We start from the raw sequence: 25,362 nt of genomic DNA on the forward strand, positions 1-25,362 counted from the left end.
TTATTGTTTGACCGAGGGGTTTTGTTTAAAGTCCACCCAGTGCACAGGGGCATCAACAGCATTTTTTGTTTTGACAGGTCTAACGCCAGCTTTTGCAGCTAGATTCTGAGTACTGGTCTCTGAAGGACAGCGCTCTTCTTGCTGGGCACCCAAGAAGTCGACTACTTCTTCTTCCCACTCTTTATCTAACGCTTCAAAGCTATCATCTCGCGTCTCTTTACTGATTTTTTCCTGAAAGTCGTCAACCATCTCAAGGGTTTTTCCGGCAATCTGTAATAGCGCATTGAAACAACCTTGATATAAGCTTTTTCGGTCACCGAGTCGGGCGGCCAGTAACGCAATAATATGACTCACATCGGCAATATCCATACGAATCTGAATATCATCTTCAATAACAGTGGCTTGATAGGCCAAGAATTCTAGATATAAAGGCAGAAAGTCTGGTAACTCTTTAACACCAATCTCAAAACCCGCTTCTTCATACTGACCCATCAGATCGACCATAGCTTGACCACGGTCACGAGACTCGCCATGGACATGTTCAAACAACCATAGCGACAATGAACGACCACGCTCAAACAGACCATCATAACGAGATTGCGCCTCAAGAGCTCCGGTCTCAATTAAGTCGTCAATTAAGTCAACTATTTGGCCACGCACTTGTGGACTAATCAATGTTGATGTCGTCACGATCTGCTTACACTGAGCAAAAACATCGTCTTCAAAGAGCTCGTTACTCGGATAATCTATAAGTAAGCTCAACACTTTTAATAACTTTAATTCTGAATCGCCAATTTTAGGTAGCGGGTCCAAATGACTGGTTGGATCTGGATTATAAGACTGAGAGGTTTGCATATTATGATTCCCACTTTTGGACAGTATCAATAAAGTCGCGACGGTTGGTTTTACGTTGGCCGAACATACTATTATCAGTAGACCCTGAACAGCCGTCACCAAAGGTGAAGCCACAGCCACCACGCTCAGCAAAAGCATCACTCAACGCTTCTTCGCGATGTGCGGTTGGGATGACAAAGCGGTCTTCATAGTTGGCAATCGCCAGATAACGATACATCTCTTCAACCTGAAGTTTGGTCAGACCCACATCGTCCAATATGCTTTGAACTTCTTGCTTTTCGACCAGCTGCATGCGTTTGTAGCTACGCATAGCAAGCAGACGTTTTAGAGCAAGACGAACGGGCTCTTCATCACCGGCGGTCAGTAGATTGGCTAAATAACGCAGCGGTATACGTAAGCTGTCCACATCTGGAATAAGTCCATCCATGCCTACCTTGCCGGCTTCAGCCGCATTTTGAATGGGAGAAAGTGGCGGCACATACCAAACCATCGGTAAGGTGCGATACTCAGGATGTAGCGGTAAAGCAAGCTTCCAATCCACGGCAAGCTTATATACCGGTGAGCGCTGCGCAGAATCGATAACTGATTGCGGTACGCCATCTTTTAATGCTTGTTCAATCACTAGCGGATCATTAGGATCTAAAAATAAATCCAATTGCGCCGGGTAGATATCTTTTTCGTTTGGCGTACTGGCTGCCTCGGCGATTTTGTCAGCGTCATATAACAGCACACCTAGATAGCGGATACGGCCTACACAGGTTTCTGAACAGACTGTCGGTAAACCGGCTTCAATACGCGGATAGCAGAAGGTACATTTTTCAGATTTTCCTGACTTCCAGTTATAGTAAATCTTTTTATACGGGCAGCCGGAGATACACATCCGCCAGCCGCGACATTTGTCTTGATCAATCAGTACAATACCGTCTTCTTCACGCTTGTAGATAGCACCACTAGGGCACGCCGCCACACAGGTAGGGTTCAAGCAATGCTCACAAAGACGCGGTAGATACATCATGAATGTATTCTCGTACTCTCCGTAAATATCCGCTTGGATATTATCGAAGTTTTTGTCTTTGCGTCTTTTTTCAAACTCTGTGCCTAGAATTTCTTCCCAGTTAGGGCCCCATTCTATCTTTTGCATGCGCTTGCCAGAAATCAATGAGCGCGGGCGAGCAATAGGCTGGTGGTTACTGATAGGCGCGGTATGAAGATGCTGATAATCAAAATCAAACGGTTCATAATAATCATCAATCTCTGGTAAATCAGGGTTGGCAAAAATATTAGCCAACACTCTGAACTTACCACCAATGCGTGGGTTGATAGTGCCGTTAGCGTTGCGTATCCAACCGCCATTCCATTTGTTTTGGTTTTCCCACTCTTTGGGATAACCAATACCGGGCTTGGACTCAACGTTATTAAACCACGCATATTCCATGCCTTCACGGCTGGTCCAAACGTTTTTACAGGTGACTGAACAGGTGTGACAACCGATGCATTTATCAAGGTTAAGCACCATGCCGACTTGCGAACGAATTTTCATGGGTGTGCTCCGAGTATGGATAGAAAGAAGTGACTTTACCCTTCAATGCTGGTGGGCAATGGACGAGGTAATGAATCATCTGGCTTGTCTTCTAACCAGTCAATTTTTGACATTTTACGGATAACAACAAACTCATCACGGTTACAACCCACCGTTCCATAATAGTTGAAGCCATAAGATTGCTGAGCATAGCTGCCAATCATATGGGTAGGCTTCAAGATAGTACGAGTCATTGAGTTGTGAATGCCGCCACGAGTACCGGTCTGCTCAGAACCAGGGATATTGACCAGTTTTTCCTGAGCGTGATACATCATGGTCATACCTTCTTTGACCCGCTGACTGACGATGGCACGAGCGGTGAGAGCGCCGTTAGCATTGAACAGCTCAATCCAATCGTTATCGACGATACCTGCTTTTGCCGCATCAACTTCTGACATCCAGACACAGGGACCACCACGGCTCAAGGTCAGCATCAATAAGTTGTCAGAATACGTACTATGGATACCCCACTTTTGATGCGGTGTTAAAAAGTTAAGGACAATTTCTTTATTACCATTGGGCTTAGCGTTTTTGACTATTTCAGTGGTTTTGGTATCAATCGGGGGACGATACTGTTGCATTTGTTCCCCAAATGCCTGCATCCAAGGATGATCTTGATAAAACTGCTGACGGCCGGTAAGCGTACGCCAAGGAATGAGCTCATGAACGTTGGTATAACCGGCGTTATAGCTCACTTCATCGGACTCGATACCCGACCACGTTGGACTTGAGATAATTTTACGCGGTTGCGCCACGATGTCTTTAAAGCGAATTTTTGTATGCTCACTAGATTTGGCAAGATGCTCATGTTCGCGACCGGTAAACTCAGATAATGCCTGCCAGCCTTTAACAGCAACATGACCGTTGGTTTCTGGGGCGAGCATTAAGATAGTTTCGGACGCATGGACTGCCGTACTGATACGTGGTCGACCTTCAGAAACGCCGGGTTCAGTCACGCGGTAATTGAGATCACCAAGTTGTTTGACTTCGGTTTTGACGTCCCAATTTAGACCTTTTGAGCCATTGCCTAGTTTTTCTAAAGCAGGGCCTAGAGAGATGAACTTAGCATAGGTACTTGGATAATCACGCTCAACAATCTTAATCATTGGACAGTTCTTACCCGGAACGGGTTTTTCGCCAGCGGTTTTCCAGTCTGTGCCGCCAAATGGCTGAGCCAATTCGCCCGGGGTGTCATGTTGCATCGGATAAGTCACGACGTCAGTCTCAACCCCTAGATGGCCTTTTGATACTTCAGAGAAGCTCTTAGCGATACCTTTATAGATTTCCCAATCCGTTTTAGATTCCCAAGCAGGGTCTGTTGCTGCCGTTAGAGGATGGATAAAAGGATGCATATCTGAGGTATTCATGTCATCTTTTTCATACCAAGTCGCAGTCGGCAGCACGATATCAGAATACATACAAGTAGAAGACATACGGAAGTCTAAAGTAACCACCAGATCCAGCTTGCCAGTCGGGCCTTTTTCTACCCAATCGACTTCTTTGGGTTGCAGATGACCCGCAGGGTTTTCTTCGTTTAATAGGCCGTTTTTGGTACCCAAGAAATACTTGAGCATATATTCATGCCCTTTACCTGATGAGCCTAAAAGGTTTGAGCGCCAGATAAACATATTACGCGGGAAGTTGACGGGGTTGTCCGGTGCTTCACAGGCAAAACGCATACTGCCGTCTTCCAGAGAATCCACCACATAATCCTCAATCTCTTTGCCACTCGCTTTTGCTTGCTCAGCAATGATTAGCGGGTTGCGATCGAGTTGCGGCGCTGAAGGTAACCAGCCGGCGCGTTCCGCCTGAATATTGTAATCAAGCATATGCTCAGGGAAATGGGTTTTATTGGCATGCGGTGAGAGAATCTCATGTGCAGAAATGGTCTCATGACGCCACTGCGAGCTATGATTATAGAAGAAGCTAGTACCGGCCATTTGGCGTGGTGGGCGATGCCAATCAAGCGCAAAGGCTAATGGCAACCAACCGGTCTGTGGGCGTAGTTTTTCTTGACCCACATAATGCGCCCAGCCGCCACCTGATTTGCCGATACAACCGCACAGCATGAGCATGTTAATCGCACCACGATAGTTCATGTCGAGGTGATACCAGTGGTTCATACCCGCACCGATGATAATCATCGATTTGCCTTTAGTCTTATGCGCGTTTTCTGCAAACTCACGGCCCACTTGGATGACACGCTCACGACTGAGTCCAGTGATCACTTCCTGCCACGCCGGCGTACCTGGGACACTAGCATCGTTATAGTCATCGGTGACGTGATCGCCTCCAACCCCATTATCGACCCCAAGATTGGCAACCGTTAAGTCAAATACGGTCGCTACTATAGCGGTGGTGCCGTCGGCAAGGGTAACGGTTTTACAAGGGACGGTCTTTTGCTGTAACGCTTCGCCTGGTACGCATTCAAAGTGTGGATGTTTAACATGACCAAAGTAGTCAAATGCGACTATGCAAGTCTCAGCGCTGTCTTTTAAGGTTAGCGTCAGGTCAATCGCTTCGCCTGTTGTACCGTTCTTTTGCTCAATGTTCCACTTACCCTTTTCGCCCCAGCGATAACCAATAGAGCCTTGTGGAGAAACCAACTCGCCATCATTATTCAGGCCGATGGTTTTCCATTCTGGATTGTTTTCTTGACCTAAGTTATCAACCAAGTCAGAAGCACGAAGGTAGCGACCAGGGCGACGCGAGCCTTCTGCGCCTTCTATCATGACCAAGATTGGCATATCGGTATAGCGCTTGGCGTAGTCTAGAAAATACTCGCTAGGATGCTTTAGGTAAAACTCTTTAATAATGACATGACAAAAAGCTTGAGCTACTGCCGCATCCGTCCCTTGCTTGGGATTCAGCCATAAATCAGTTAACTTGGATATCTCCGCATAATCGGGAGTAATAGAAACGGTTTTAGTGCCTTTATAACGGACTTCAGTGAAGAAATGCGCATCGGGTGTGCGAGTTTGCGGGACGTTTGAACCCCAAGCGATAATATAATCAGAGTTATACCAATCGGCGGATTCAGGAACATCCGTTTGCTCACCCCAAGTCATTGGAGACGCAGGCGGCAGGTCACAGTACCAATCGTAGAAAGATAAGTTAGCGCCACCAATCAAGGACAAATAACGACTACCAGCAGCGTAGCTGACCATCGACATGGCCGGAATAGGAGAGAAACCGACAATACGGTCAGGGCCATAAACTTTGGCAGTATAGACGTTACTCGCGGCAATAATCTCGTTGACCTCTGCCCAAGTTGAGCGGATAAAGCCCCCTAAACCGCGCTTAGATTTATACTGTTCCGCTTTGATTGGATCTTCGACGATACTTCCCCAAGCATCGACTGGGTCTGGAAATTCTCCCTTGGCTTCGCGCCATAATTTTAATAAAGGCTTACGTACTTTAGGATATTTTACCCGGTTGGCAGAATACATATACCAGCTGTAGCTTGCGCCACGAGGACAGCCTCGAGGTTCGTGGTTGGGTAAGTCTGGACGAGTTTCTGGATAGTCAGTTTGCTGAGTTTCCCAAGTTACCAGTCCGTTTTTAACATAGATTTTCCATGAGCAAGAACCCGTACAGTTAACGCCATGGGTTGAGCGCACGACTTTGTCATACTGCCAACGGCTGCGATAAGCATTTTCCCACTCACGCGACTCATCACGGGTCTCGCCGTGTCCATCAGCGAACTCACCTTTTTTGCGTTTAAAAAAACGGAATTGATCGAGTAAATGGCTCATTTCACTATCCCTTATGTTGCTGCCTATGGTGTATTTAGAACTGGGCTTAGAGTGATTTAAGGAGTGCTTTGAGTAGCTTTTCTATGCCCAAAAATTAGTAACTACTGTTTCGATATCATCATTTTAAGTAAACTACAAAGGTCTTACTATTATCTAACATGAGCACAGCACTACTCCCTTAGTAGTAGCGGTTATAAAAATACTGTCGTCAAAAACCAATCAATAAGAGAGAAAACAGGCGACAGAAGACTACACAAGATTGAATAAGCAAAAAAAATACTACTCACCTAAGTAAGTAGCACGATTGAAAAGCTTTGATATTGTAGTTTTAACACCGATATATTCTTAGTACGGATTACAGCTAGCAAGGATATTCAGCATTTCCGCGACTGTAATACCACCAGGTCAATACGATACAAATGATATAGAAAACAATCAAAGCGATAAAAGTACCGAAGACCCCTAAGCCCGACCCAAACATTTTAGGTATAAAGAAAGCACCGTAAGCCGCGATAGCCGAGGTAAAGCCAACGACCGCTGCTGACTCTTTACGTATTTTTACGAACAGTCCTTCTTGCCCAATTTTCTCTGGTTCAAGTCTCTCATGCAACGTTCTAAAAATAACCGGAATCATGGTAAAAGTAGAGCCATTACCAATGCCCGTGGTAATAAATAACACCATAAATGAGATAAAGTACCCAACAAAACTGCCTTCAGTGCTCTCATTGGGTAAAAAGTACATGACAGCCAGTACAGCCAACACCATCACAATATAATTCCAAAACGTCACTCTAGCGCCGCCCACTTTGTCAGATATCCAACCGCCTAATGGACGAAACAGGGCGCCTACTAAGGGGCCTAAAAAGGCAAACTTCAGGGCATCTATTGCTGGGAATGAATTCTTAATCAACATAGGAAATGCGGCAGAGAAACCAATAAATGAACCAAAGGTTGCCATATAAAGAATACACATAATCCAGTTGTGCTTACGCTTAAAGATAATGGATTGATCTTTAAAAGAGGCTTTAGAAGTCGCGATATCATTCATTCCAAACCAAGCCAACACTGAGAATAAAAGGATAAAAGGCACCCAAATAAAGCCCGCATTTTGTAGATAAAACAGTTGGCCCGAACCAGAAATCTGTGGATCGCCACCTAAGCTACCGAATGCCGCGAACAGGATGACCACCGGCACGACGAACTGCATGACAGATACGCCTAAATTACCGAGACCGGCGTTGAGGCCAAGGGCGGTACCTTGTTCAGATTTTGGAAAAAAGAATGAGATATTGGACATAGAAGAGGCAAAGTTGCCCCCACCGAAGCCGCAAAGTAACGCAATAATGGCGAATATAATGAACGGGGTATCAGGGTTTTGAACCGCAAACCCCATCCATAATGCTGGAATTAATAATGATGCAGTCGAAATAGCGGTCCAGCGCCGACCACCAAAAATAGGCACCATAAAAGAATAAAAAATCCGCAGCGTCGCCCCTGATAAACCGGGCAAAGCGGCCAACCAAAACAGCTGCCCACTATCAAAATCAAAACCTATCTCTGGCAGGCGAACAATGACTGCACTCCATACCATCCATACCGCAAAAGCCAGTAGTAAGGCGGGTATAGATATCCATAAATTGCGACGGGCGACTTTTTTGCCGCTACTTTCCCAAAATTCTTCTATTTCGGGACGCCAGTCAGTGATGAGCTTACCACCTTTAAAATCGTCATTACTGCCCATGCTGTTCCTCACTTAATATCGTCTATACAGTTAAGCCGTTATAAAAATAGGCAGTAGGAAGTAAGCGTTTAGAAGTATTTACAGACCTTAAACAGCGTACTACCCTTGCTTGTTGGCTTTATTATTCACTTGAGACACTAATAACAAATGATAACTAACGGTACTTGGTTATCACCGTTATTAGTATTAATACATAGTGGTATACTGATGGCTTAAAGAGGTATATTGAAGACCGACTCATTGATGGCAGTAATGACAGGTTTGCATTTTGGTTTACACGCTGAAATTTTTTAAATCTGCAGTTGCCAATAAAGTGAAGTTCCTGAAGTTGAATTTCTTGATAGGTAAAAGCTTATTAATTATGAATAGTAACCGACGACATTCTCTACCCCTTCATGCTTGGGGCGCTATCTTCACTATTTCTATCCTATGCTTTATATCTGCATTGGGTAGTGGCATGCTAGCTTGGGTATCAGAATCAGATGCGCAAGCCATTAACACCGCAGGCTCGATACGGATGGCCACTTACCGTATTAGCTTTCAGCTGGCGACTGACTTTGCTGAAGAACATCCTTTTGATTTAAACATTGGTCTTAATCAAAAGAACTTAGAAGGTCAGAATAATGTTGAGAATGAGAAAAAGATTAGAGAACAGGATGAATTAAATTCTGTCTCTCTAAGAGAGTCTGAAGAAGTACGCCTCCTCGTTGAAGACATGCAAAATAGGCTCACAAAATTAAATGAATATTTATCAGAGAATGCAAACCAGAGTAAGATAATTAGCGATCAGTTCCAAGGCATTGAGACAACATGGCTTCAAGATTTAAAGCCTTCATTATTGGCACAGGACAAACAAACATTTTATAATGACTCACTGCAATTTGTTAAAGATGTAGATGAACTGGTCAATGAGTTGCAATATCGGAATGAGCAGCGACAACTATGGCAACAGATATTACAAATCTCTTTTTTGATTCTGACCATTGTTATTATGCTTATTGGTATGCATGAGCTGCGTCAAAATGTACTGACACCCGTACAACAACTTATTAAAGCCAATTATAAATTTAAGCAGGGCAAACGCAATACGAGAGTGTCTATATCAGGCTATACAGAGTTCAATAAACTTGGGGATTCTTTTAATGATATGGCCAGTACCATTGAGACTCATCAGCGTTCACTTGAGAGTGAGGTACAGATAAAAACCCAACATCTAGTGAAAGCCAACCAAGTGCTGTCGCTGTTTTATGATTTTTCTAAATCCCTAACCACCAGTCAAGTGAGTTTATATAGGCTTGATACTTTAATTACAGATTTTGGCAAAATCCTTCCGCATTTAGAGTTCACTTTATGCATCCAGAATAAATTTATAAATAATAAGAACGCCATCATCTTACACGGTGAAAAAATGAAAGAGCTGTGTAAGAAGCTAAACTGTGATAATTGTTTAACTAAAGAAGGCGCATATACCAAATCCTACCCTATCGCCCACCAAAAAATCGAATTCGGCGAGTTAAAAGTCAGACCAAAATCGGTGCTACTTATCAATAGCATACTGTCGCCAGATGATAATGACGGCAGTACGAAATCCTCACAGCGTATTCAGATTGCAAAAGAAGGTAGAAACTTTTTCGAGTCTGAAATAGGTTCTGAGCTAGATTTTGAAAACAATGAGCTGATTGTAGCGCTCACTAACCTCATCAGTACTGCTCTGTCACTACGTAAACAAAGACAACAGGAGCATCAGCTCATCTTGTTTGAAGAGAGATCCACTATTGCTAGAGAGTTGCATGATTCTTTGGCTCAGTCCCTGTCTTATCTAAAAATTCAAGTCAGTGTGTTAGAACGGCATCTTAAAAATGGGTCTGACGAACAAAATGAAGCCTCCGTCCGGCAGCATATTGATCAAATAAAGCTAGGCCTTAGCTCCGCCTATCAACAGCTAAGAGATTTATTAATTACCTTTCGGCTTACTATTGATAATGATAATTTTGATGAAGCATTACACGAAGCTGCCAATGAATTTGCCTTAAAGGGTAAGTTTGATATTACGGTGAGTAATCGAGTGATGACTCTGAATTTAAGTGCCACTGAACAAATTGATTTGATCCAAATTGCCAGAGAGGCGTTGTCAAATATTAGCAGGCATGCCCAAGCTGAAAGTGTAGACATTGAACTGGGATATGATGATGAGGACAAATATATTGTTATGACCATCGTAGATGATGGTGTTGGTATATCAGGCACCGTAGATCAGACTCAGCATCATGGTTTAATGATTATGAAAGAGCGCGCCCATAACTTAGGTGGGGAATTGATCGTCTCTAATAATCAGCCACAGGGCACTACAATAACCGCTAAGTTTGCGCCCAATTTCTTTGACGAAAGCACCATCGAAGAAGCTTATCTATAATTTAGTAAAAATAACCCGTGTAACCTGTTAGCTTGTCGTTTTTTAAGATTTAGAACGCTTATTTTGTAGCATTTTTAATATGTGAGTATGTTATGAGTACCAAAGTTTATACCTCCGCTTCTCCCGCTCGGTTGTTATTAGTAGATGATCATCCTATGTTACGTCGAGGTGTAGCAGAATTACTGAATCTTGAGAGCGATGTCAAAGTCGTTGGTGAAGCGAGTAATGGACAAGAGGCGCTAGAATTCTTAGCAAATAATGAGGTCGATTTGGTCATTCTAGATCATAAGATGCCTGTACTAACCGGTATGGAAACTTTAAAAGAAATTAAAGCGAGAAACATTAAGACCAAAACCGTATTATTTACGGTTTCTGATAGCGGTGAAGATGTACAAGATGCCTTAAAGTTGGGCGTAGATGGCTATCTATTAAAAGATATGGAACCTGATTTAATCATTATTGATATTAGAAAAATATTGCGCGGCGAACTGGTTATCAGTCCAAACCTAGCGTCAATATTGGCTCAAACCTTACGTACCCCCAGTATTCAAGATATTGCAGGCAATCTGACGGGTAGGGAGTTACAAGTGATTCAAATGATAGCGGAAGGGCTCAGTAATAAAATGATCGCCAATAAGCTCGATATTGCAGAGTCAACGGTAAAAGTACACGTGAAGCATATCCTTAACAAGACCGGTCTGCGTACGCGGGTAGATGCTGCCGTTTGGACAGTCAATCATTTGTCGAAATAACTTGTTATCAAGACTGATAAATGAAAAGCCACCTAACTATAAAATTAGGTGGCTTTTTTTATAGGAAGAACAGTTATAAGAAAGACAATATCGTCAATGCTAAATAAAAGCGATACGTAGATAAATGCGTGCAGCTGGTAAAAATTTTCTAGCGTGCTGTGCGCTTCGCCAGACAGAGGCTGCAAAAATTTCTACCAGCCACACTGTCTCTTTTTTAAAGTGTACCGACTATACTAACCGTTATATTCTTTGGCAATCTGAATATCTACAGATGACATTTTATACTCATCACCAAAGGCGTCTTCAGGTTCTTTTAACCAGAAGAAACAAAGTACCCAAGCAATAAAGGCGCCTATAGCAATAATAAAAAAGAACTGGTTGGGCTCAACTAAGGTAAATACAAACAAGTAGAATACTGCACCTACGTTGCCATAAGCGCCTGCCAAACCTGATATCTGACCAGTGAGACGCCGCTTAATGGATGGAATAACGCCAAAGGTCGCCCCTTCTGCGCCTTGTACAAACACTGAGCATAAAATAGTAAAGACCACCGCAATAAACAACGGCCACTCTGCATTCAATAATCCCATTAGCGCAAATCCGATACCAATGCCGAACATATATACCAACATAACCAGACGGCGATTGCCTACTCGATCGGAGATATATCCTCCTAGCGGGCGCGCCCATAAGTTAACAAAAGCAAAAGTTGAGGCAACCAGCCCGGCTACCGTAGGATCAAGGGTCCAGGTCGCGGCAAAGAACATCGGTAGCATAGATACCACTGCCAGCTCTGCGCCAAAATTAGCAAAGTAAGTCACGTTTAGAGCAGCAACGGAGGTAAACGGATACTTATCATCTTCAGGAATCCCCGCCTTAATAATAGGAACGTTAACCCTAATGGCTTTATAGATTTGATACAGCACCATTAACCCGATAACGCCATAGCATACCCAAGCGCCAGTAGCGCCTAAAAACCCCATTCCTTGAGTACGATAGACTAGTAATGACAGTACTCCGTATAAAGGAATAATAAACAAACAGTATAATAAAAGATCTTTCCAAGTAGACACCTCTAAAGCGCCAGCCGAGCGTGCTTTTTTATGGGTATCAGCCGTTGGACCATCGGTAATAAGAAACCAATAGGCCACACCGTAAACGGCCATAATTAAGCCAGACAATGCAATGGCCCAGCGCCAACCATCATCGCCACCGAAGAACTGTAAGGCAATGGTTGGAATAGTAATAGCCGCTGCTGCTGAGCCAAAATTGCCCCATCCTGCGTAAAAGCCTTCAGCAAAGCCAATATCTTTCGGTTTAAACCATAGCGCGGTCATATGTATACCGACTACAAAACCGGCACCAACGATAGACATAAATAATCGCGCAACGAACAGTTGCATGGCAGAAGTACCAAAGGCAAAAAACCAGGTCGGTATCGCCATAACCACCATTAATATCGAGAATACCCGTCTGGGTCCAAAACGATCTAAAGCCATTCCTACGACCACTCGCCCAGGAATCGTTAAAGCCACGTTTGCAATTAGGAACAACTTAATATGATCTGGCGTCAAATAGCTTTCTGTCTGTAGCATAGAAGTGGCTAGCGGCGCCATATTGAACCAAACATAGAAGGTAAGAAAAAAAGCGATCCACGTATAGTGAAGCGCTTTTATTTCCCGGCGTTCCAGCTCAAGTAGCTCTTTTGCTTGCATAGTAAATACCCCTACCGTAAATTTTCACAGTTGTAATAGGGGCAATATACCAATAAATAATGAAGCTAACTATTGAGCGAAAGCAGTATAAATTTTGCTTTCAATACTACTTAATAGGCACTAATTAATAGGCACTAAAAAGTGGTATTAACGGGAGTAGTAGGATGATATTAAACAGCGGCTAAACATGATTTTATCTTGTGCAAAGCTTATTTGTTTACAAAAGCAATCTTAGTCAAACCCGCATTACTCGCGGCAGCCAGCACTTGTGCGACCATGTCGTAACGGGTGTCTTTATCCGCCCGCAGGTGAATATTCGGATTACGCCCCTCTTTTGCTGCTTGCTCAAACCGTACTTGCAATTGCTCTAACGTCAGCGCCTCTTCATCCCAGAATAAGCCACTGTCTTTATCAATACTGACTTGCAACACCTCATCAGGCAAGTCACTAACCGTGGCACTGGTCTCGGGTAGCTCCAAAGGTACAGTTGGATTCATCACTGTGGCCGTGACCAAAAAGATAATCATCAGCACCAGCATAATATCGATGAGTGGAATTAGATTCATCCCGCTTATGCCTTGGGTCTCTTCATCGCCTAGATGAAACGCCATAACTGCCTCCTTCTTTTTTTCTTTATTAGGGCGTGGATTGCCATTGCTTATACTTTAATATCAGCTACTTTGTCATCGGTTGCTTTAATTTCTGTTGTCATGGCCGGTCGCATTGATTCGCCCAATAGACCATGCGCGATATCGTTGGCCATGTGCAAAATCCGGCGATTCATACGCGTAATAATGTTGTAAAAGATCACCGCGGGAATTGCTACCGCAAGACCGAGACCAGTCATAATAAGCGCTTCTCCTACCGGACCCGCCACTTGCGCCAGTCCCGCCTGCCCGCTTTCGCCTATGCTACGCAGCGCATGGAATATTCCCCACACTGTCCCGAATAGCCCAATAAAGGGCGCAATAGCAGCGGTCGTGCCAAGCAGTGGCAACCCTTGCTCGCTCTGATAACGGTAGCGACCGATCTGCTGTAACAACGTCTGTTCGGTGAGGAGCCTGCGCTCTTCTGGGCTGGCTTGCAAAGTATGCGGTACCTGACTGCGTACTTGCTGCGCTAAGTCAGCAACGACCGTTTTAGCCAACTGGCGGCTATAATGCAGTCGCAAGATACCCGTAACCCAAGAAGCGATCGATAACACAAATAGCGCAAAAAACAAAAACTTAGTAATAATATCTGTGTATTGCCAATAATCGGTAAAATCCATATAGACTCCTTAGAGCAGTTGAGTAGCACTATAGGCTGTGTTTTCCCTTAAGTGATCAGCTGCTTTATTCGTTTTTTTACTGGTGCCTAGTTGCTTAAGTTAAGGCCGCTCATACGTTAATGACATTGGTACAATGCCATTAACGGTCAGCCCGTTTTTTTGGAACGGCTTGAGTTGTCGCTTCGAGATCTGGCTTTGCTGGTAGATATAGACCCAAACCGAGACAGTCAGGTCAGTTGGGCGGAGGTTAAGTCACAGACAACGCTCATAAAACAGCTAATCGCAGCCCAAGTGACATTAGAGGCGGGTACCCAATCTTGCCAAATGACAAATTTTGCGCCACTGGCAATCAATACGCGTGGTGGGTTTAATTATTTATATACAAATTTTAAGCTGGAGTGCGCAACACCTATCTCCGGGCTGAACTACCAGATACTAGCAGGTATCGATGCCAACCACCGCTTGATCCTGACTCAAGTCGATGATGACTTGCCTGTTCAAGTGTTGGCCGTAGGACAAAGTCCGCTAGGTGCAGATGCAGACTCCAGCTTGCTCGCCACTTCGCTAAACTTCTTAAAAAGTGGGATACATCACTTGCTGATTGGCTGGGATCATCTATTGTTTTTGTTTGTCCTTCTGATCCCTGCCGTTTACATACGCAAGCAAAAACAGTTGGTTGCCGTTGCCAAACCGCGAGCCGCACTGCTTGAAGTCTTTTGGATCGCAACCTCGTTCACGCTAGCGCACTCAGTTACCTTAAGTTTAGCGGCCCTCGGGATCGTCAGTATCCCTGCCCGCTTTATCGAATCCTTAATTGCCTAGTCCATAGCATTCGCGGCACTAAATAACTTAGTACCAATGCTACGGGTACGAGCCGTCTATCTGGCTTTTATTTTTGGACTGATTCACGGTTTTGGCTTTGCCAACGTGCTAGTAGATTTACCATTAGCGACCAGTGAGCGCGTGCTAGCACTATTGAGCTTCAACGTAGGGATTGAGCTGGGACAGCTGGTATTTATCGTCTTAGTATTTCCGATAGCGCTGTTGCTACGTCACACGCGTTTTTACAAATCAGTCATATTTTATGCAGGTTCTCTGATCAGTATTGTCATTGCCTTGTGGTGGTTTTTTGAGCGGATAATGTGATCCCGCTTTAGAGCTTAATAACAGTCCTTTAGCAAATAGGTCGCTGTTTATACCTCTCAAACCTACAAAAAAGCAGCCTCCTAAATGATATCTAGGAGGCTGCTTTTTTATTATTATTGATATTTTAAAGGTCTAGGTACTGTGAGTTTTATTACGCTTAACTGCACTGACAGCATTTCGAACACATATCACATTTTTCACAAGTTGAAGGACTGGTACAGCCACATTTTGTACAGCTACAACTAGAATTATAATGGATAGAAGATACCAATGAGTGCCGTTTATTTTTAGAAATACATTTCATAATAAATCCTTATTCATGACAATAGATGACTTATTGTTGCAATTATTAGTAAAGTATTCAGTTACTTTATTGTCAATTAGTAGTATCAGGCTTGTGGAAATCAGACAGCTATACAATCAGACTATGACTATTTATCTAGTTACGATAACAAACTTTGACTCTCATTCTAAAGAACGCTATTGAAAGTATGCGATGTTTGAGTCTATTAAGTAGTTTTGAATAGATCTTGAACAAAAAATAGAAGTCATTAAAATCCAGTTATTCAATAACCTCAACATTAATGGCTTGAGCCCAATCGTCACATTCACAACGTGCACAAGTCTGATTCGGCTTAGAGATATTATCGATATAGCCGCAATGCATACAAGCATAGCAAGTTCCCGAATCTATCTGCTTGACTGCCTGATACTGATGGGGAAACAAGGGTAGGCTCATCCATGGTCATCTTTTTGGTAGGTTCTGGCTGAGATATTGACTGAAATAATACCATGATTATGCTCCCTTGCCCGCTAATGCGCGCTGAATGACTTGTTTTAGTAGGCGACGTGTTAACGGTATTTTGAAGTCGTTTTGGCCGCTGCCTTTGGCATCTTTCAATAATAAATCTGCTGCTTGCGTGATAACGTCGTTGTTACCATCAGTATCCGTCAATAACACCTCAACGTCTTCGTTACGCCACGGCTCGGTACCGATACCACCAAACGCCAAGCGCACTGTCGTCAAGCTTCCATTATTATCAATATCTATTATCGCGGCACAAGATACCAATGCAAACGCATAAGAGGCGCGGTCACGGACTTTGTCATAAGTATGCATCCCTTTGATAGGGGCAGGTAAGAAGACATGAGTAATCAGCTCGCCGGTCTCTAGGACAGTCTCAATATGCGGAGTGTCTTTTGGCAAACAATAAAAGTATTCAATCGCAATCTTGCGAGTAGAACCATCGGCCTTTATAGTCTCAACAGTGGCACCTAGCAAACGCATAGCGACCGCCATGTCAGAGGGATGCTGGGCAATACAAGCTTCACTCGTTCCTAAGATAGCAAGCGTACGGTTTTCACCATTAATGGCTGGACAGCCAGAACCCGGCTCGCGCTTATTACAAGGGCTGTCCGTCTGATAAAAATAATAGCAACGGGTCCGCTGTAATAGATTACCGCCTGTCGTGGCTCTGTTACGCAGCTGTCTAGTTGCCCCTGCCAAAATCGCCCGTGATAACACGGAATAATTTTTAATAACGTCAGGGTGCGCCGCCAAATCACTGTTGGTCACGAGCGTACCGATACGTAGACCACCATCAGCGGCCGTTTCAACTTGTTGTAATTCTAATCGAGTAACATCAACCAGTTTGAGTGGGGTTTCAATCTCCAACTTCATCAAATCTAGTAAATTGGTGCCACCAGCAATAAATGAGGCATCGGTAGGGCTGGCAGAAGTCGCTGCTTGCTCTGGTGTACTGGCACGGCTATATTCAAAGCACTTCATGAGCGACCTCCTGATGTACTACTGGCAGTGTTATTTTTATTTTTTGCTGATTGACTACCCAGCTGCGTCTCACTCGGGGGTGGCGACCAAATCCCGCTTACGGTTGACTGTTGTGTTAATTGCTCAGTAGATGTCGTAGCCTGCTCTGTTATTTGACTCTCTAGTACTTGTGAGATGGCTTTAATGATGTTGGGATAGGCTGAGCAACGACAGATATTACCGCTCATGCGCTCAGCAATTGCTTGTACTAGCAGTCCATTAGGATTCTGCAAATCAGTAGTTACATGACTGGGCCACTGTTGTTTGACCTCTTCTATCAATGCCGTCGCTGAACAAATCTGTCCGGGCGTGCAATAACCACACTGAAACGCATCAGGCTCCTTAAAGGCTTGTTGCAGCTCCGATAGCGATTCAGGCATACCAATGCCTTCGATCGTCGTAATCTCATCACCATCGTGCATGACTGCTAGTGTCAAACAAGAATTGACTCGCCGTCCGTTGATGAGCATATAGTTGAGCCACTTTAAAACGAACACCGTATGGCTGGGAGAAATTTTCGAAGCCTCTGGAGTGACGCAGTCACACAGCAAGCTAGAAAAATTTCTGCCAGTTATACGAAACCATGTTTGTATCTATTTTATTTGGTACTGACTATAGTACAAGCCCCACACTGCCCATGGTCGCAGCCCTTTTTTGGTCCGGTAATGTGTAGATGGTGACGACAGACATCAAGCAGGGTCGTTCGCGTATCAAGAGTATCAAATTCATAATCCTGCTGATTGATTGTTAACGTCAAGGTAGACATGCTGGCTTCTCCCTGGCAGATGATAATAAAATTTTAGATGAGGTGTTATGGCTAGTCTGTAGATTAAATGTTAATTAATTTCTTCTGACTTATAAAAGGGTTTTATTGTATTTTTCTTGGTCGCTCTTAGCTTTTAACTTTTAAAATAAGACGTCAAATCAATGAATTGAAGTAGCATATATCATTTGTGACTACTCAATACGTCCTCTACTTCTATCAACATCATTTTTATTTGATATAAATAATATACCTAGCAAAGGTATTCGATTAAATAGCTTTTTAAGTCCATAAAAGAGTTTTTCTATGATGTTATGTAATTTATCGGTTCTGCTAGTAGTAGAACGCAAATCAAAAATAGCGGAGGTAATACGTATGACAGGAATCAGTCCACCAAATAAAGCGCAAAAAAAAGGCAGTCAAAGTTAGAGTAACTTGACTGCCTTTCGTATTTAACTGCTTCTCGTGTTTAACTGCTTTTAGTTATGCTACCCAATAAGAGTGACGTTCCCATAAAAGAAACTTAGAGAGTTAAAAGGGTTAAAAAGTATTAACTGTTAACTTCTTGCTTAACTGGATCGGCCTTACTAATAGTAATCCCAGTAAAGCCAAATAGTAAAGTCAGTAGTAGCGACAGATAACAGAAGAAGGCATAAGGTAGATACTCAAGTACTGGCACGCCTAAAGCTTGACTGATAAACACACCGCACACACTCCAAGGTACCAATGGGTTGATTACTGTGCCCGCATCTTCGATAGTGCGAGATAAGTTTTTGGGGTGTAAGTTCAAGCGCTCAAAGGTTGGACGGAATGCTGTACCTGATAGCAAGATACTCAAATACTGCTCGCCGATTAGCACGTTGATACTTAGTGCCGACATGGCAGCGACAAAGATTGCTCGCCCTGAAGTGGTCAACGACTCTCTTATTCCGGATAGTAACGCCGGCAAAACACCTAAAGCTCTAAGCAGTCCACCGAGGCTTAATGCCAATATCACAATAGCTTGAGTAAAGAACATGCTTTGCATGCCGCCACGAGATATCAGACCACCAACTTCGCCTAAATCTAAGGTCTCGGCTGGCTTGTAGCCTCCGAATAAATAGCCACCCAATTGCTCAATGCTTGGTGTGCTATGCAGATAAGTGACTATCAAGGCTGTGACGATGGTGCAAATGATAGTGTAAACGGCATTGACCCGAAACACTGCTAAGCCCACCAATACCACAAAAGGCAACACCGCATAACCATGTACCAAGCCACTGTCAATAAGCTGTGCTTGCAAAGCGGTTACTTGGCTTAAGTCAGAATTGACCGTATCCCCAGTAAAGAACCAAAACAGTATGACTGTCAGTATCCACGCTGGTACCGTGGTGTACATCATATTGCGAATGTGCTCAAACAAATCAATGCCCACGACCGATGAAGCAAGCGTACAAGTATCGGATAAAGGTGACATCTTATCAGCAAAGAACGCGCCTGAGACTATAGCACCTGCAGCGATAGCGACGTTGGCATCGAAGGCATTACTCATGCCAATAAAGGCCACGCCTATAGTCGCTGCCGTGGTCAAACTACTGCCCAGCGCTACCCCGATAATTGAGGTCAAGACAAAGGCAGAGATATAATAAAACTGCGGAGATATCAGCTCAAAGCCGAAATACATCAGTGTCGGTATGGCGCCCGACATCATTAAGGCGGCGACTAGCAAACCAATAAAGAAAAACAGATATATCGCACTGATACCCAACATCACACCGGAGGCCATTTGCGATTGCATATCGTCAAAGGTAAGACCTTTAAAAATACCAATGGCCAGTAGCACACAGATAGCGAGTATTAAAGATATATGAGGCACCCAACCGAAGCCAATCATGGTAATTCCCATAATGGCGATGATAATGGCAGAAATGATAAACGCCAGTTTGGGGGAAAACTGGGTAAGTATTTGTGGAGGCATAACACATCCTTATGTTGCCAATTTGGTTTGGATTCTTAGAATTTTATTTAGTTGTTATAATTCAGGAGCTATATTTTACGGACTATATTTTACAGGCTCTAATTGATTTAGAGCCTGTAAAATATAATTTAGAGACTAGGATTATCTATCAAGCAATTTATCTGTCTTTGCTGCCATGATAAAGTCGTTGCTATGCAGGCCTTTGATGCTGTGCGACCACCACGTAACCGTCACTTTGCCCCATTCCACTAACATGCCAGGGTGATGCCCTTCCTCTTCGGCAATATCTCCCAGTCGATTGGCAAATGCCATAGCCGTAACAAAGTTTTTAAATTTATATTTACGTTGTAGTTGGTTGATACCATCCACCTTAAGTAATGACCAATCAGGGATTTGTTGTAATAACTCGTTTGCTTCTGCATCGCTGACTTTTGGCGCGCCAATACGGCAGACTTCACAGCTGGCTTGCGATAATTCGGACATAATAATCTCCTTGGTTTAAATTTATTCTATTGATAATTTATTTGATGACTAATTTATAGAAGCAATGTTTTAAGTGATAGACAACGATAGGCACAAAGTAGCTCAAAAACGTACTAATGCTTATGGTCTTTATTGTATGCGGTATCAATACTCATGCCAGTTAAGCCAATGACAGCTAGGCTAATAAAAGCCAGAATTTCTATATATATAAATAGCTTTATGCATAAGTAGCGTCAAATAGCCCAAGGCTCATAGCCTTTTTGACATAACCCATGATGTCGCTATTCAAGATATCAAACAGCGTGTCTAAATCGTCGATGGCGTAATAGATGGGCTGGATGTGATCAATACGATAAGGGGTGCGTAAAACATCCAACAAATCAAATTCCCGGCACTCTGGTTGATGTTGGGGCTCATCACTTAGGGCATAGACGGTCTCAGAGGGAGAGCTTAATATACCGCCGCCATAAATTCTACGGGATTCCTTGCCTTGGTCACTGCTTTGTCCAACCAAACCAAACTCGATGGTAAACCAGTATAACCGGGCCAGACACATCCGCTCTTCTTTACTGGCATTTAATCCCAGCTTGCCATAAGTCTCGTTAAAGGCAGCAAAAGCAGGGTGGGTAAGCAGCGGACAGTGCCCGACGATTTCATGAAAAATATCAGGCTCTTCGATATAGTTCATGTCCTCAGAACGACGGATAAAGGTGGCTACCGGGAAGCGTTTATTTGCTAAAAGTTTAAAAAACTTGCCAAAGCTAATCAATGCAGGCACAGCGGCAGTCTGCCAGTCAGTGGTGTCTTGTAGTACCGTGTCAATATCATAAAGTTGCGGGATCTGAGTCTTAGGAAGGTTTAGCTTGTCCAGCCCTATTAGATACTCTGAGCAAGCACGATTGGGTATTTTTGTGGCTTGACGAGCAAGCAGCGCTTGCCACATAGCATGTTCATCGTCACTATAATCAATGTGACCATGGGCATCGATTTGATGCGACACATAGGGTTGCTTTTCGTTGCTAGTCTGGTCGCTGCTAATCTTGGCGCTATTAGTCTTGACGCTATTAACATTGAGGGTTTGAGTAGTAGAAGCTGTGCTTTCCATGCCTGCTTTCCTTCTGAAGTAAGTCCACTGTAGTGGTACTACGGTGTCATCCTCGCTAGACGTATGAGTGCTACCGTCTTCGTTTGGTTTCCTTGCCGTAGTTCTATATTGGACTCATTATTATTTTGTTCTGAATTTGGGGGTGTTTATTAGCGATGCTTTATTCGCAATATTTTGATAGTGATACCTTAATAGTGGCAGGACAAACTCCTTTCTGTCCTGCCCATTACTGTTACTGTTACTGACTGATCTATTTACTGTGCTTCAGTTTCAACTTGACCAATGACTCCGCGGTTGATTTGGTCTCGTTCTATCGATTCAAATAGTGCTTTAAAGTTACCTTCACCAAAGCCGTCTTCATAATCGCCTTTACGCTGGATAAATTCGAAGAATACTGGGCTACCAAGGATGGTTTCAGAGAAAATCTGTAGCAGTAGCCGTGGCGTACCACCTTCTGTTGTGCCATCTAGCAAGATACCGCGCATCTGTAGGTCAGAGATATTCTCACCATGACCCGGTAGACGCTCATCAAGCATTTTATAATAAGTATCGGTTGGCGCTGTCATTAACGGAATACCGGCGTCTCTAAGCTTATCAATACTGGCAAATAAGTCGTCACTTGCTAAGGCAATGTGCTGAATACCTTCGCCATTAAAGTGCATCAAATACTCTTCGATTTGTCCACCGCCTTGCTTGGATTCTTCATTCAATGGAATACGGATTTTGCCATCAGGAGCGGTCATCGCTTTACTGGTCAGCCCGGTGTGTTCCCCTTTTATATCGAAAAAGCGGATTTCACGGAAGTTGAATATGCGCTCGTAAAAAGTGGCCCAATAGGCCATACGACCACGGTAAACGTTGTGCGTGAGATGATCGATGACTTTAAAACCATGGCCAATCGGACGTCTATCAACTTCTGGAAGAAACTCAAAATCGACATCGTAAATAGATTCACCATCTTTAAAACGATCTATCAGATAAATCAGTGAGCCACCGATACCTTTGATAGCGGGTAGTCTAAGCTCCATAACACCAGTCGGTACGTCTACTGGCTGGGCACCGTTTTCAACAGCTAACTCGTAGGCTTTTTTGGCATCTTTAACTCGAAATCCCATGCTACTAGCCCCAGCTCCATGCTCTTCAACAAAATAACTGGCTTGGCTTTTAGGTTCACGGTTTAGTATGAGGTTGATGTCACCTTGACGGTATAAAGCAACATCTTTAGATCTATGGTTGGCAACATGAGTAAAACCCAGCTGCTCAAAAAGCGCGGATACCGCTTCAGGTTCAGGTGAGGCGAATTCAACGAAATCAAACCCGTTTAGACCCATTGGGTTTTCAAATAAATCTGCCATTGCAATCATCCTTAATTTCAATTGGTGGTATAAAAGTGTTATGAATCAATAATTCTTATTGACGATGCGTTCATATTAGATTAGCTTGATTTATAAGACTAATTGTTTTTTATGATTTATTTATCAGGTTTACTTATGAATATTAGTATTCGCCAACTAGATGCTTTTATCAAAGTCGCTGACAACGGTAGCTTTACCCGTGCCAGTGAGCAGATGCATTTGACCCAGTCTGCCGTCAGCGGATTGATTAAAGAGTTAGAGACCAACCTCGAAATAGTATTTTTTGATCGCACTACCCGGCAGCTGTCGTTGTCTACAGTGGGACGAAATCTGCTGCCGCAAGCTCGTAGAGTGCTCAATGAAATGCACTTGTTTGTCAATGAAGCAAGCAGTTTGACTAGCCTTGCGCAAGGACAAGTACGCTTGGCGGTATCGCAATTTGCCGCTTCATCCATGCCTGCGGTGGTAGCACAATTTACTAAAGAGTATCCCGATATTAGCGTGTCGTTGTTAGATTGCTCAGCAGAGAACGTGCTTGAATACATTCAAAACATTGAAGTAGATTTGGGTGTAGGAGCAGAGCTTAGCTTTATGGAGGCAGACGATGACGTCAGTGCTGATTTGTTATATCAGTTGCCGTTTTGCGTGGTGATGCCTGATAATCATGAACTGGCGCATCAAAGCGAGGTCACTTGGCAGCAGCTGCTAGGAACCCCGCTCATTACTCTAAACGGTCCTATCAACGAGCAAGTAACGGCTGAGCTGGATGAGGCCGTTGCCACCCATATACAGCAGGCACGCTATAAAGTGAACTTTATGTCCACTGCGCTTGAGATGACCCGCCAAGGCTTTGGTATTACCTTGTGTCTACCCTATATGCCTGAGGTTATTGATTGGGTGAGCGCAAATGGGTTACAAATGCGACCGCTATCACGACCCGTGAAAATGCGACGGTTTTTTATCTATCAGCGCTCCTCTCGAGGGTTATCGCCTGCCAGTATTATTTTTAAACAGTTTTTGCAGACCTATTTTGATAGCTATTCTTTTGAAAACCACTTTAACGATTTACAGAGTTTTTAAGAAAGGTTTAAAAAGTATTTTAATAGTTAAATGAATGAATTAACGGGTTGCGGGGAAATCTAACGTTGAGTTAATAATCAAACTGGTCTATGCTTTTTGGCGGCTCGATTTATATTTTGTTGTATAAAGAAGATAAGGAAAATAACATGTTTGAACGTATCGACTATTACGCTGGTGACCCGATTTTAGGGCTTATGGAAAAATTTTTGGCAGATAGTAATCCTAAAAAAGTAAATTTAGGCATTGGTATTTATTACGATGAAGCCGGTGAATTACCGGTACTCGACTGTGTAAAAACGGCCGAACAGCGCATTGCCGATCCTATTTCCCCTAGACCTTACTTACCTATGGCAGGACTGCCTGGGCATCGCAAAGGTTGTCAGGAGCTATTATTTGGTAAAGACGCTCCCGTCTTGCAAGAAAATCGCGTTGCTACCATCGCCACCATTGGTGGTTCTGGCGCATTAAAAGTAGGCGCTGAGTTTATTCATCGATGGTTCCCGCAGTCCAAGTGCTATGTTAGTGATCCTACCTGGGGCAATCACATTGCCATCTTTGAAGGGTCAGATGTCGAAGTGGGCACTTACCCTTACTACGACAAAGCCACCAGTAGTGTCAGATTCGATGATATGGTCAGCTTTATTGAAAAGCTAAATAAAAATGATGTGGTGTTATTACACCCTTGCTGTCATAACCCAACCGGCTTGGACTTGACCCAAACGCAATGGGACACAGTACTGGAGGTCATTAAGCAACGTGAACTGATCCCATTTATGGACATCGCTTATCAAGGTTTTGGCGAAGATATGGACAGCGATGCTTATGCTATTCGTAAAGCCGTTGATATGGGTTTGCCAGTATTTGTCAGTAACTCATTTTCTAAAAACTTATCGTTATATGGCGAGCGTGTCGGCGGTCTCTCAGTCGTTTGTCCTACCGCAGATGAGGCCGAGCGAGTCTTCGGTCAGCTTAACTTTATAGTCCGTTGTATCTACTCAAGCCCACCATCGCATGGTGGACGTGTGGTCGATATTGTTATGAATGACGAGCAATTACACCAGCAGTGGGTTGGCGAAGTTTATGGCATGCGTGACCGTATCAAAGCCATGCGTATCAAGCTCAAATCAGTGCTAGAAGCCAATCTTCCTGAACACGACTTTGACTACATCACCCGTCAAAACGGCATGTTTAGCTTTACCGGATTGACGCCTGAGCAAGTCGAACGGCTACAAAGCGAGTTTGGCATCTACATGGTATCCAACTCACGTATGTGTGTGGCAGGCCTCAATGTCAGTAACATTGATTATGTTGCTAATGCGATGGTAAAAGTCTTAAAAGACTGATTGTCGATTGATTTAAATAAACAAACTGATGTTAAAAAGAGCTGGGCGATTGCTCAGCTTTTTTATTTAAAAAGACTTTCTATTCTGAGGCAATTTATTCCGGGATAAGTCATGCTAAAGCAACCTATTATGAAATAAGCTGACGGAAACAAGACTGATTTATACGACGCCAGATAGCAAACCAGATAGCAAAACAGTTACCAAAACTCCTTGCAATATGAC

Annotated in this window: 20 protein-coding genes and 1 pseudogene; 6 read left to right on the forward strand and 15 right to left on the reverse strand. The window is 43.5% G+C overall.

Annotated elements, in window-relative coordinates:
- The 4 genes from narJ to U1P77_RS07825 all read right to left on the reverse strand — a co-directional run bounded on the left by narJ (window position 1) and on the right by U1P77_RS07825 (window position 7,930).
- Window positions 1–855 carry a nitrate reductase molybdenum cofactor assembly chaperone gene (gene narJ, locus U1P77_RS07810; RefSeq protein ID WP_321154476.1) on the reverse strand — a complete coding sequence of 285 codons (855 nt, stop codon included), beginning with the start codon at window positions 853–855 and terminating at the stop codon, window positions 1–3.
- Between the two features lies 1 nt (window position 856).
- A complete protein-coding gene (gene narH / locus U1P77_RS07815) occupies window positions 857–2,395 on the reverse strand; it encodes a nitrate reductase subunit beta (protein WP_321154477.1) in 1,539 nt (512 codons plus the stop codon).
- Window positions 2,396–2,430: 35 nt separating this feature from the next.
- The gene (locus tag U1P77_RS07820) at window positions 2,431–6,189 is read right to left on the reverse strand and encodes a nitrate reductase subunit alpha (protein WP_321154478.1); all 3,759 of its coding nucleotides are present in this window, start codon (window positions 6,187–6,189) and stop codon (window positions 2,431–2,433) included.
- Between the two features lie 361 nt (window positions 6,190–6,550).
- Window positions 6,551–7,930 (reverse strand): NarK family nitrate/nitrite MFS transporter, encoded by a 1,380-nt coding sequence (locus U1P77_RS07825; protein WP_321154479.1) that lies wholly within the window; start codon window positions 7,928–7,930, stop codon window positions 6,551–6,553.
- 361 nt (window positions 7,931–8,291) lie between these two features.
- Here U1P77_RS07825 and U1P77_RS07830 point away from each other — a divergent pair, with 361 nt between their 5' ends.
- Together U1P77_RS07830 and narL are read left to right on the forward strand one after the other, a co-directional pair.
- Complete coding sequence (locus U1P77_RS07830) at window positions 8,292–10,343, forward strand: histidine kinase (protein WP_321154480.1); 2,052 nt, start codon at window positions 8,292–8,294, stop codon at window positions 10,341–10,343.
- Window positions 10,344–10,435: 92 nt separating this feature from the next.
- On the forward strand, window positions 10,436–11,095 hold the full coding sequence (gene narL, locus U1P77_RS07835) for a two-component system response regulator NarL (protein ID WP_321154481.1): 660 nt from the start codon (window positions 10,436–10,438) through the stop codon (window positions 11,093–11,095).
- A gap of 233 nt (window positions 11,096–11,328) precedes the next feature.
- Here the strand turns inward: narL and U1P77_RS07840 are convergent, their stop codons facing one another.
- The 3 genes from U1P77_RS07840 to U1P77_RS07850 form a co-directional block, all read right to left on the reverse strand.
- The gene (locus U1P77_RS07840) at window positions 11,329–12,810 is read right to left on the reverse strand and encodes an MFS transporter (RefSeq protein ID WP_321154482.1); all 1,482 of its coding nucleotides are present in this window, start codon (window positions 12,808–12,810) and stop codon (window positions 11,329–11,331) included.
- A 209-nt stretch (window positions 12,811–13,019) separates the two neighbouring features.
- Complete coding sequence (locus U1P77_RS07845) at window positions 13,020–13,421, reverse strand: ExbD/TolR family protein (RefSeq protein ID WP_321154483.1); 402 nt, start codon at window positions 13,419–13,421, stop codon at window positions 13,020–13,022.
- A gap of 47 nt (window positions 13,422–13,468) precedes the next feature.
- Entirely contained in the window at window positions 13,469–14,080 is a 612-nt protein-coding gene (locus U1P77_RS07850) for a MotA/TolQ/ExbB proton channel family protein (protein WP_321154484.1), read from the reverse strand.
- A gap of 324 nt (window positions 14,081–14,404) precedes the next feature.
- Between U1P77_RS07850 and U1P77_RS07855 the strand changes: the two are divergent.
- Window positions 14,405–15,226 (forward strand): annotated as a pseudogene (locus tag U1P77_RS07855) (HupE/UreJ family protein).
- Window positions 15,227–15,788: 562 nt separating this feature from the next.
- Here the strand turns inward: U1P77_RS07855 and U1P77_RS07860 are convergent.
- From U1P77_RS07860 to U1P77_RS07875, 4 genes are all read right to left on the reverse strand, one after another.
- The gene (locus U1P77_RS07860) at window positions 15,789–15,965 is read right to left on the reverse strand and encodes a hypothetical protein (protein WP_321154485.1); all 177 of its coding nucleotides are present in this window, start codon (window positions 15,963–15,965) and stop codon (window positions 15,789–15,791) included.
- Between the two features lie 57 nt (window positions 15,966–16,022).
- Window positions 16,023–17,015, reverse strand: a complete 993-nt coding sequence (locus tag U1P77_RS07865) for an FAD binding domain-containing protein (RefSeq protein WP_321154486.1) — start codon at window positions 17,013–17,015, stop codon at window positions 16,023–16,025.
- On the reverse strand, window positions 17,012–17,524 hold the full coding sequence (locus U1P77_RS07870) for a 2Fe-2S iron-sulfur cluster-binding protein (RefSeq protein WP_321154487.1): 513 nt from the start codon (window positions 17,522–17,524) through the stop codon (window positions 17,012–17,014). Before U1P77_RS07870 ends, U1P77_RS07865 begins: the two co-directional genes overlap by 4 nt.
- Before the next feature lie 128 nt (window positions 17,525–17,652).
- A complete protein-coding gene (locus tag U1P77_RS07875; RefSeq protein ID WP_321154488.1) occupies window positions 17,653–17,820 on the reverse strand; it encodes a 2Fe-2S iron-sulfur cluster-binding protein in 168 nt (55 codons plus the stop codon).
- A gap of 303 nt (window positions 17,821–18,123) precedes the next feature.
- On the opposite strand from U1P77_RS07875, the gene U1P77_RS07880 reads away from it, so the two are divergent.
- On the forward strand, window positions 18,124–18,246 hold the full coding sequence (locus U1P77_RS07880; RefSeq protein WP_321154489.1) for a hypothetical protein: 123 nt from the start codon (window positions 18,124–18,126) through the stop codon (window positions 18,244–18,246).
- Window positions 18,247–18,367: 121 nt separating this feature from the next.
- On the opposite strand, the gene nhaC is transcribed toward U1P77_RS07880, so the two are convergent.
- The 4 genes from nhaC to hppD all read right to left on the reverse strand — a co-directional run bounded on the left by nhaC (window position 18,368) and on the right by hppD (window position 22,717).
- Window positions 18,368–19,774, reverse strand: a complete 1,407-nt coding sequence (nhaC, locus tag U1P77_RS07885) for a Na+/H+ antiporter NhaC (protein WP_321154490.1) — start codon at window positions 19,772–19,774, stop codon at window positions 18,368–18,370.
- 141 nt (window positions 19,775–19,915) lie between these two features.
- On the reverse strand, window positions 19,916–20,257 hold the full coding sequence (locus U1P77_RS07890; protein ID WP_321154491.1) for a 4a-hydroxytetrahydrobiopterin dehydratase: 342 nt from the start codon (window positions 20,255–20,257) through the stop codon (window positions 19,916–19,918).
- A gap of 217 nt (window positions 20,258–20,474) precedes the next feature.
- Window positions 20,475–21,362: a phenylalanine 4-monooxygenase gene (phhA, locus tag U1P77_RS07895; RefSeq protein WP_321154492.1), complete on the reverse strand. Its 888-nt coding sequence runs from the start codon at window positions 21,360–21,362 to the stop codon at window positions 20,475–20,477.
- Between the two features lie 254 nt (window positions 21,363–21,616).
- On the reverse strand, window positions 21,617–22,717 hold the full coding sequence (gene hppD / locus U1P77_RS07900; RefSeq protein WP_321154493.1) for a 4-hydroxyphenylpyruvate dioxygenase: 1,101 nt from the start codon (window positions 22,715–22,717) through the stop codon (window positions 21,617–21,619).
- Window positions 22,718–22,852: 135 nt separating this feature from the next.
- Between hppD and U1P77_RS07905 the strand changes: the two genes are divergently transcribed.
- Window positions 22,853–23,797, forward strand: a complete 945-nt coding sequence (locus tag U1P77_RS07905; protein ID WP_321154494.1) for a LysR family transcriptional regulator — start codon at window positions 22,853–22,855, stop codon at window positions 23,795–23,797.
- Window positions 23,798–23,943: 146 nt separating this feature from the next.
- A complete protein-coding gene (locus tag U1P77_RS07910) occupies window positions 23,944–25,140 on the forward strand; it encodes an amino acid aminotransferase (RefSeq protein ID WP_321154495.1) in 1,197 nt (398 codons plus the stop codon).
- Window positions 25,141–25,362 lie beyond the last annotated feature (222 nt).

The sequence above is a fragment of the Psychrobacter sp. LV10R520-6 genome, from assembly GCF_900182925.1.
Taxonomy (GTDB): domain Bacteria; phylum Pseudomonadota; class Gammaproteobacteria; order Pseudomonadales; family Moraxellaceae; genus Psychrobacter.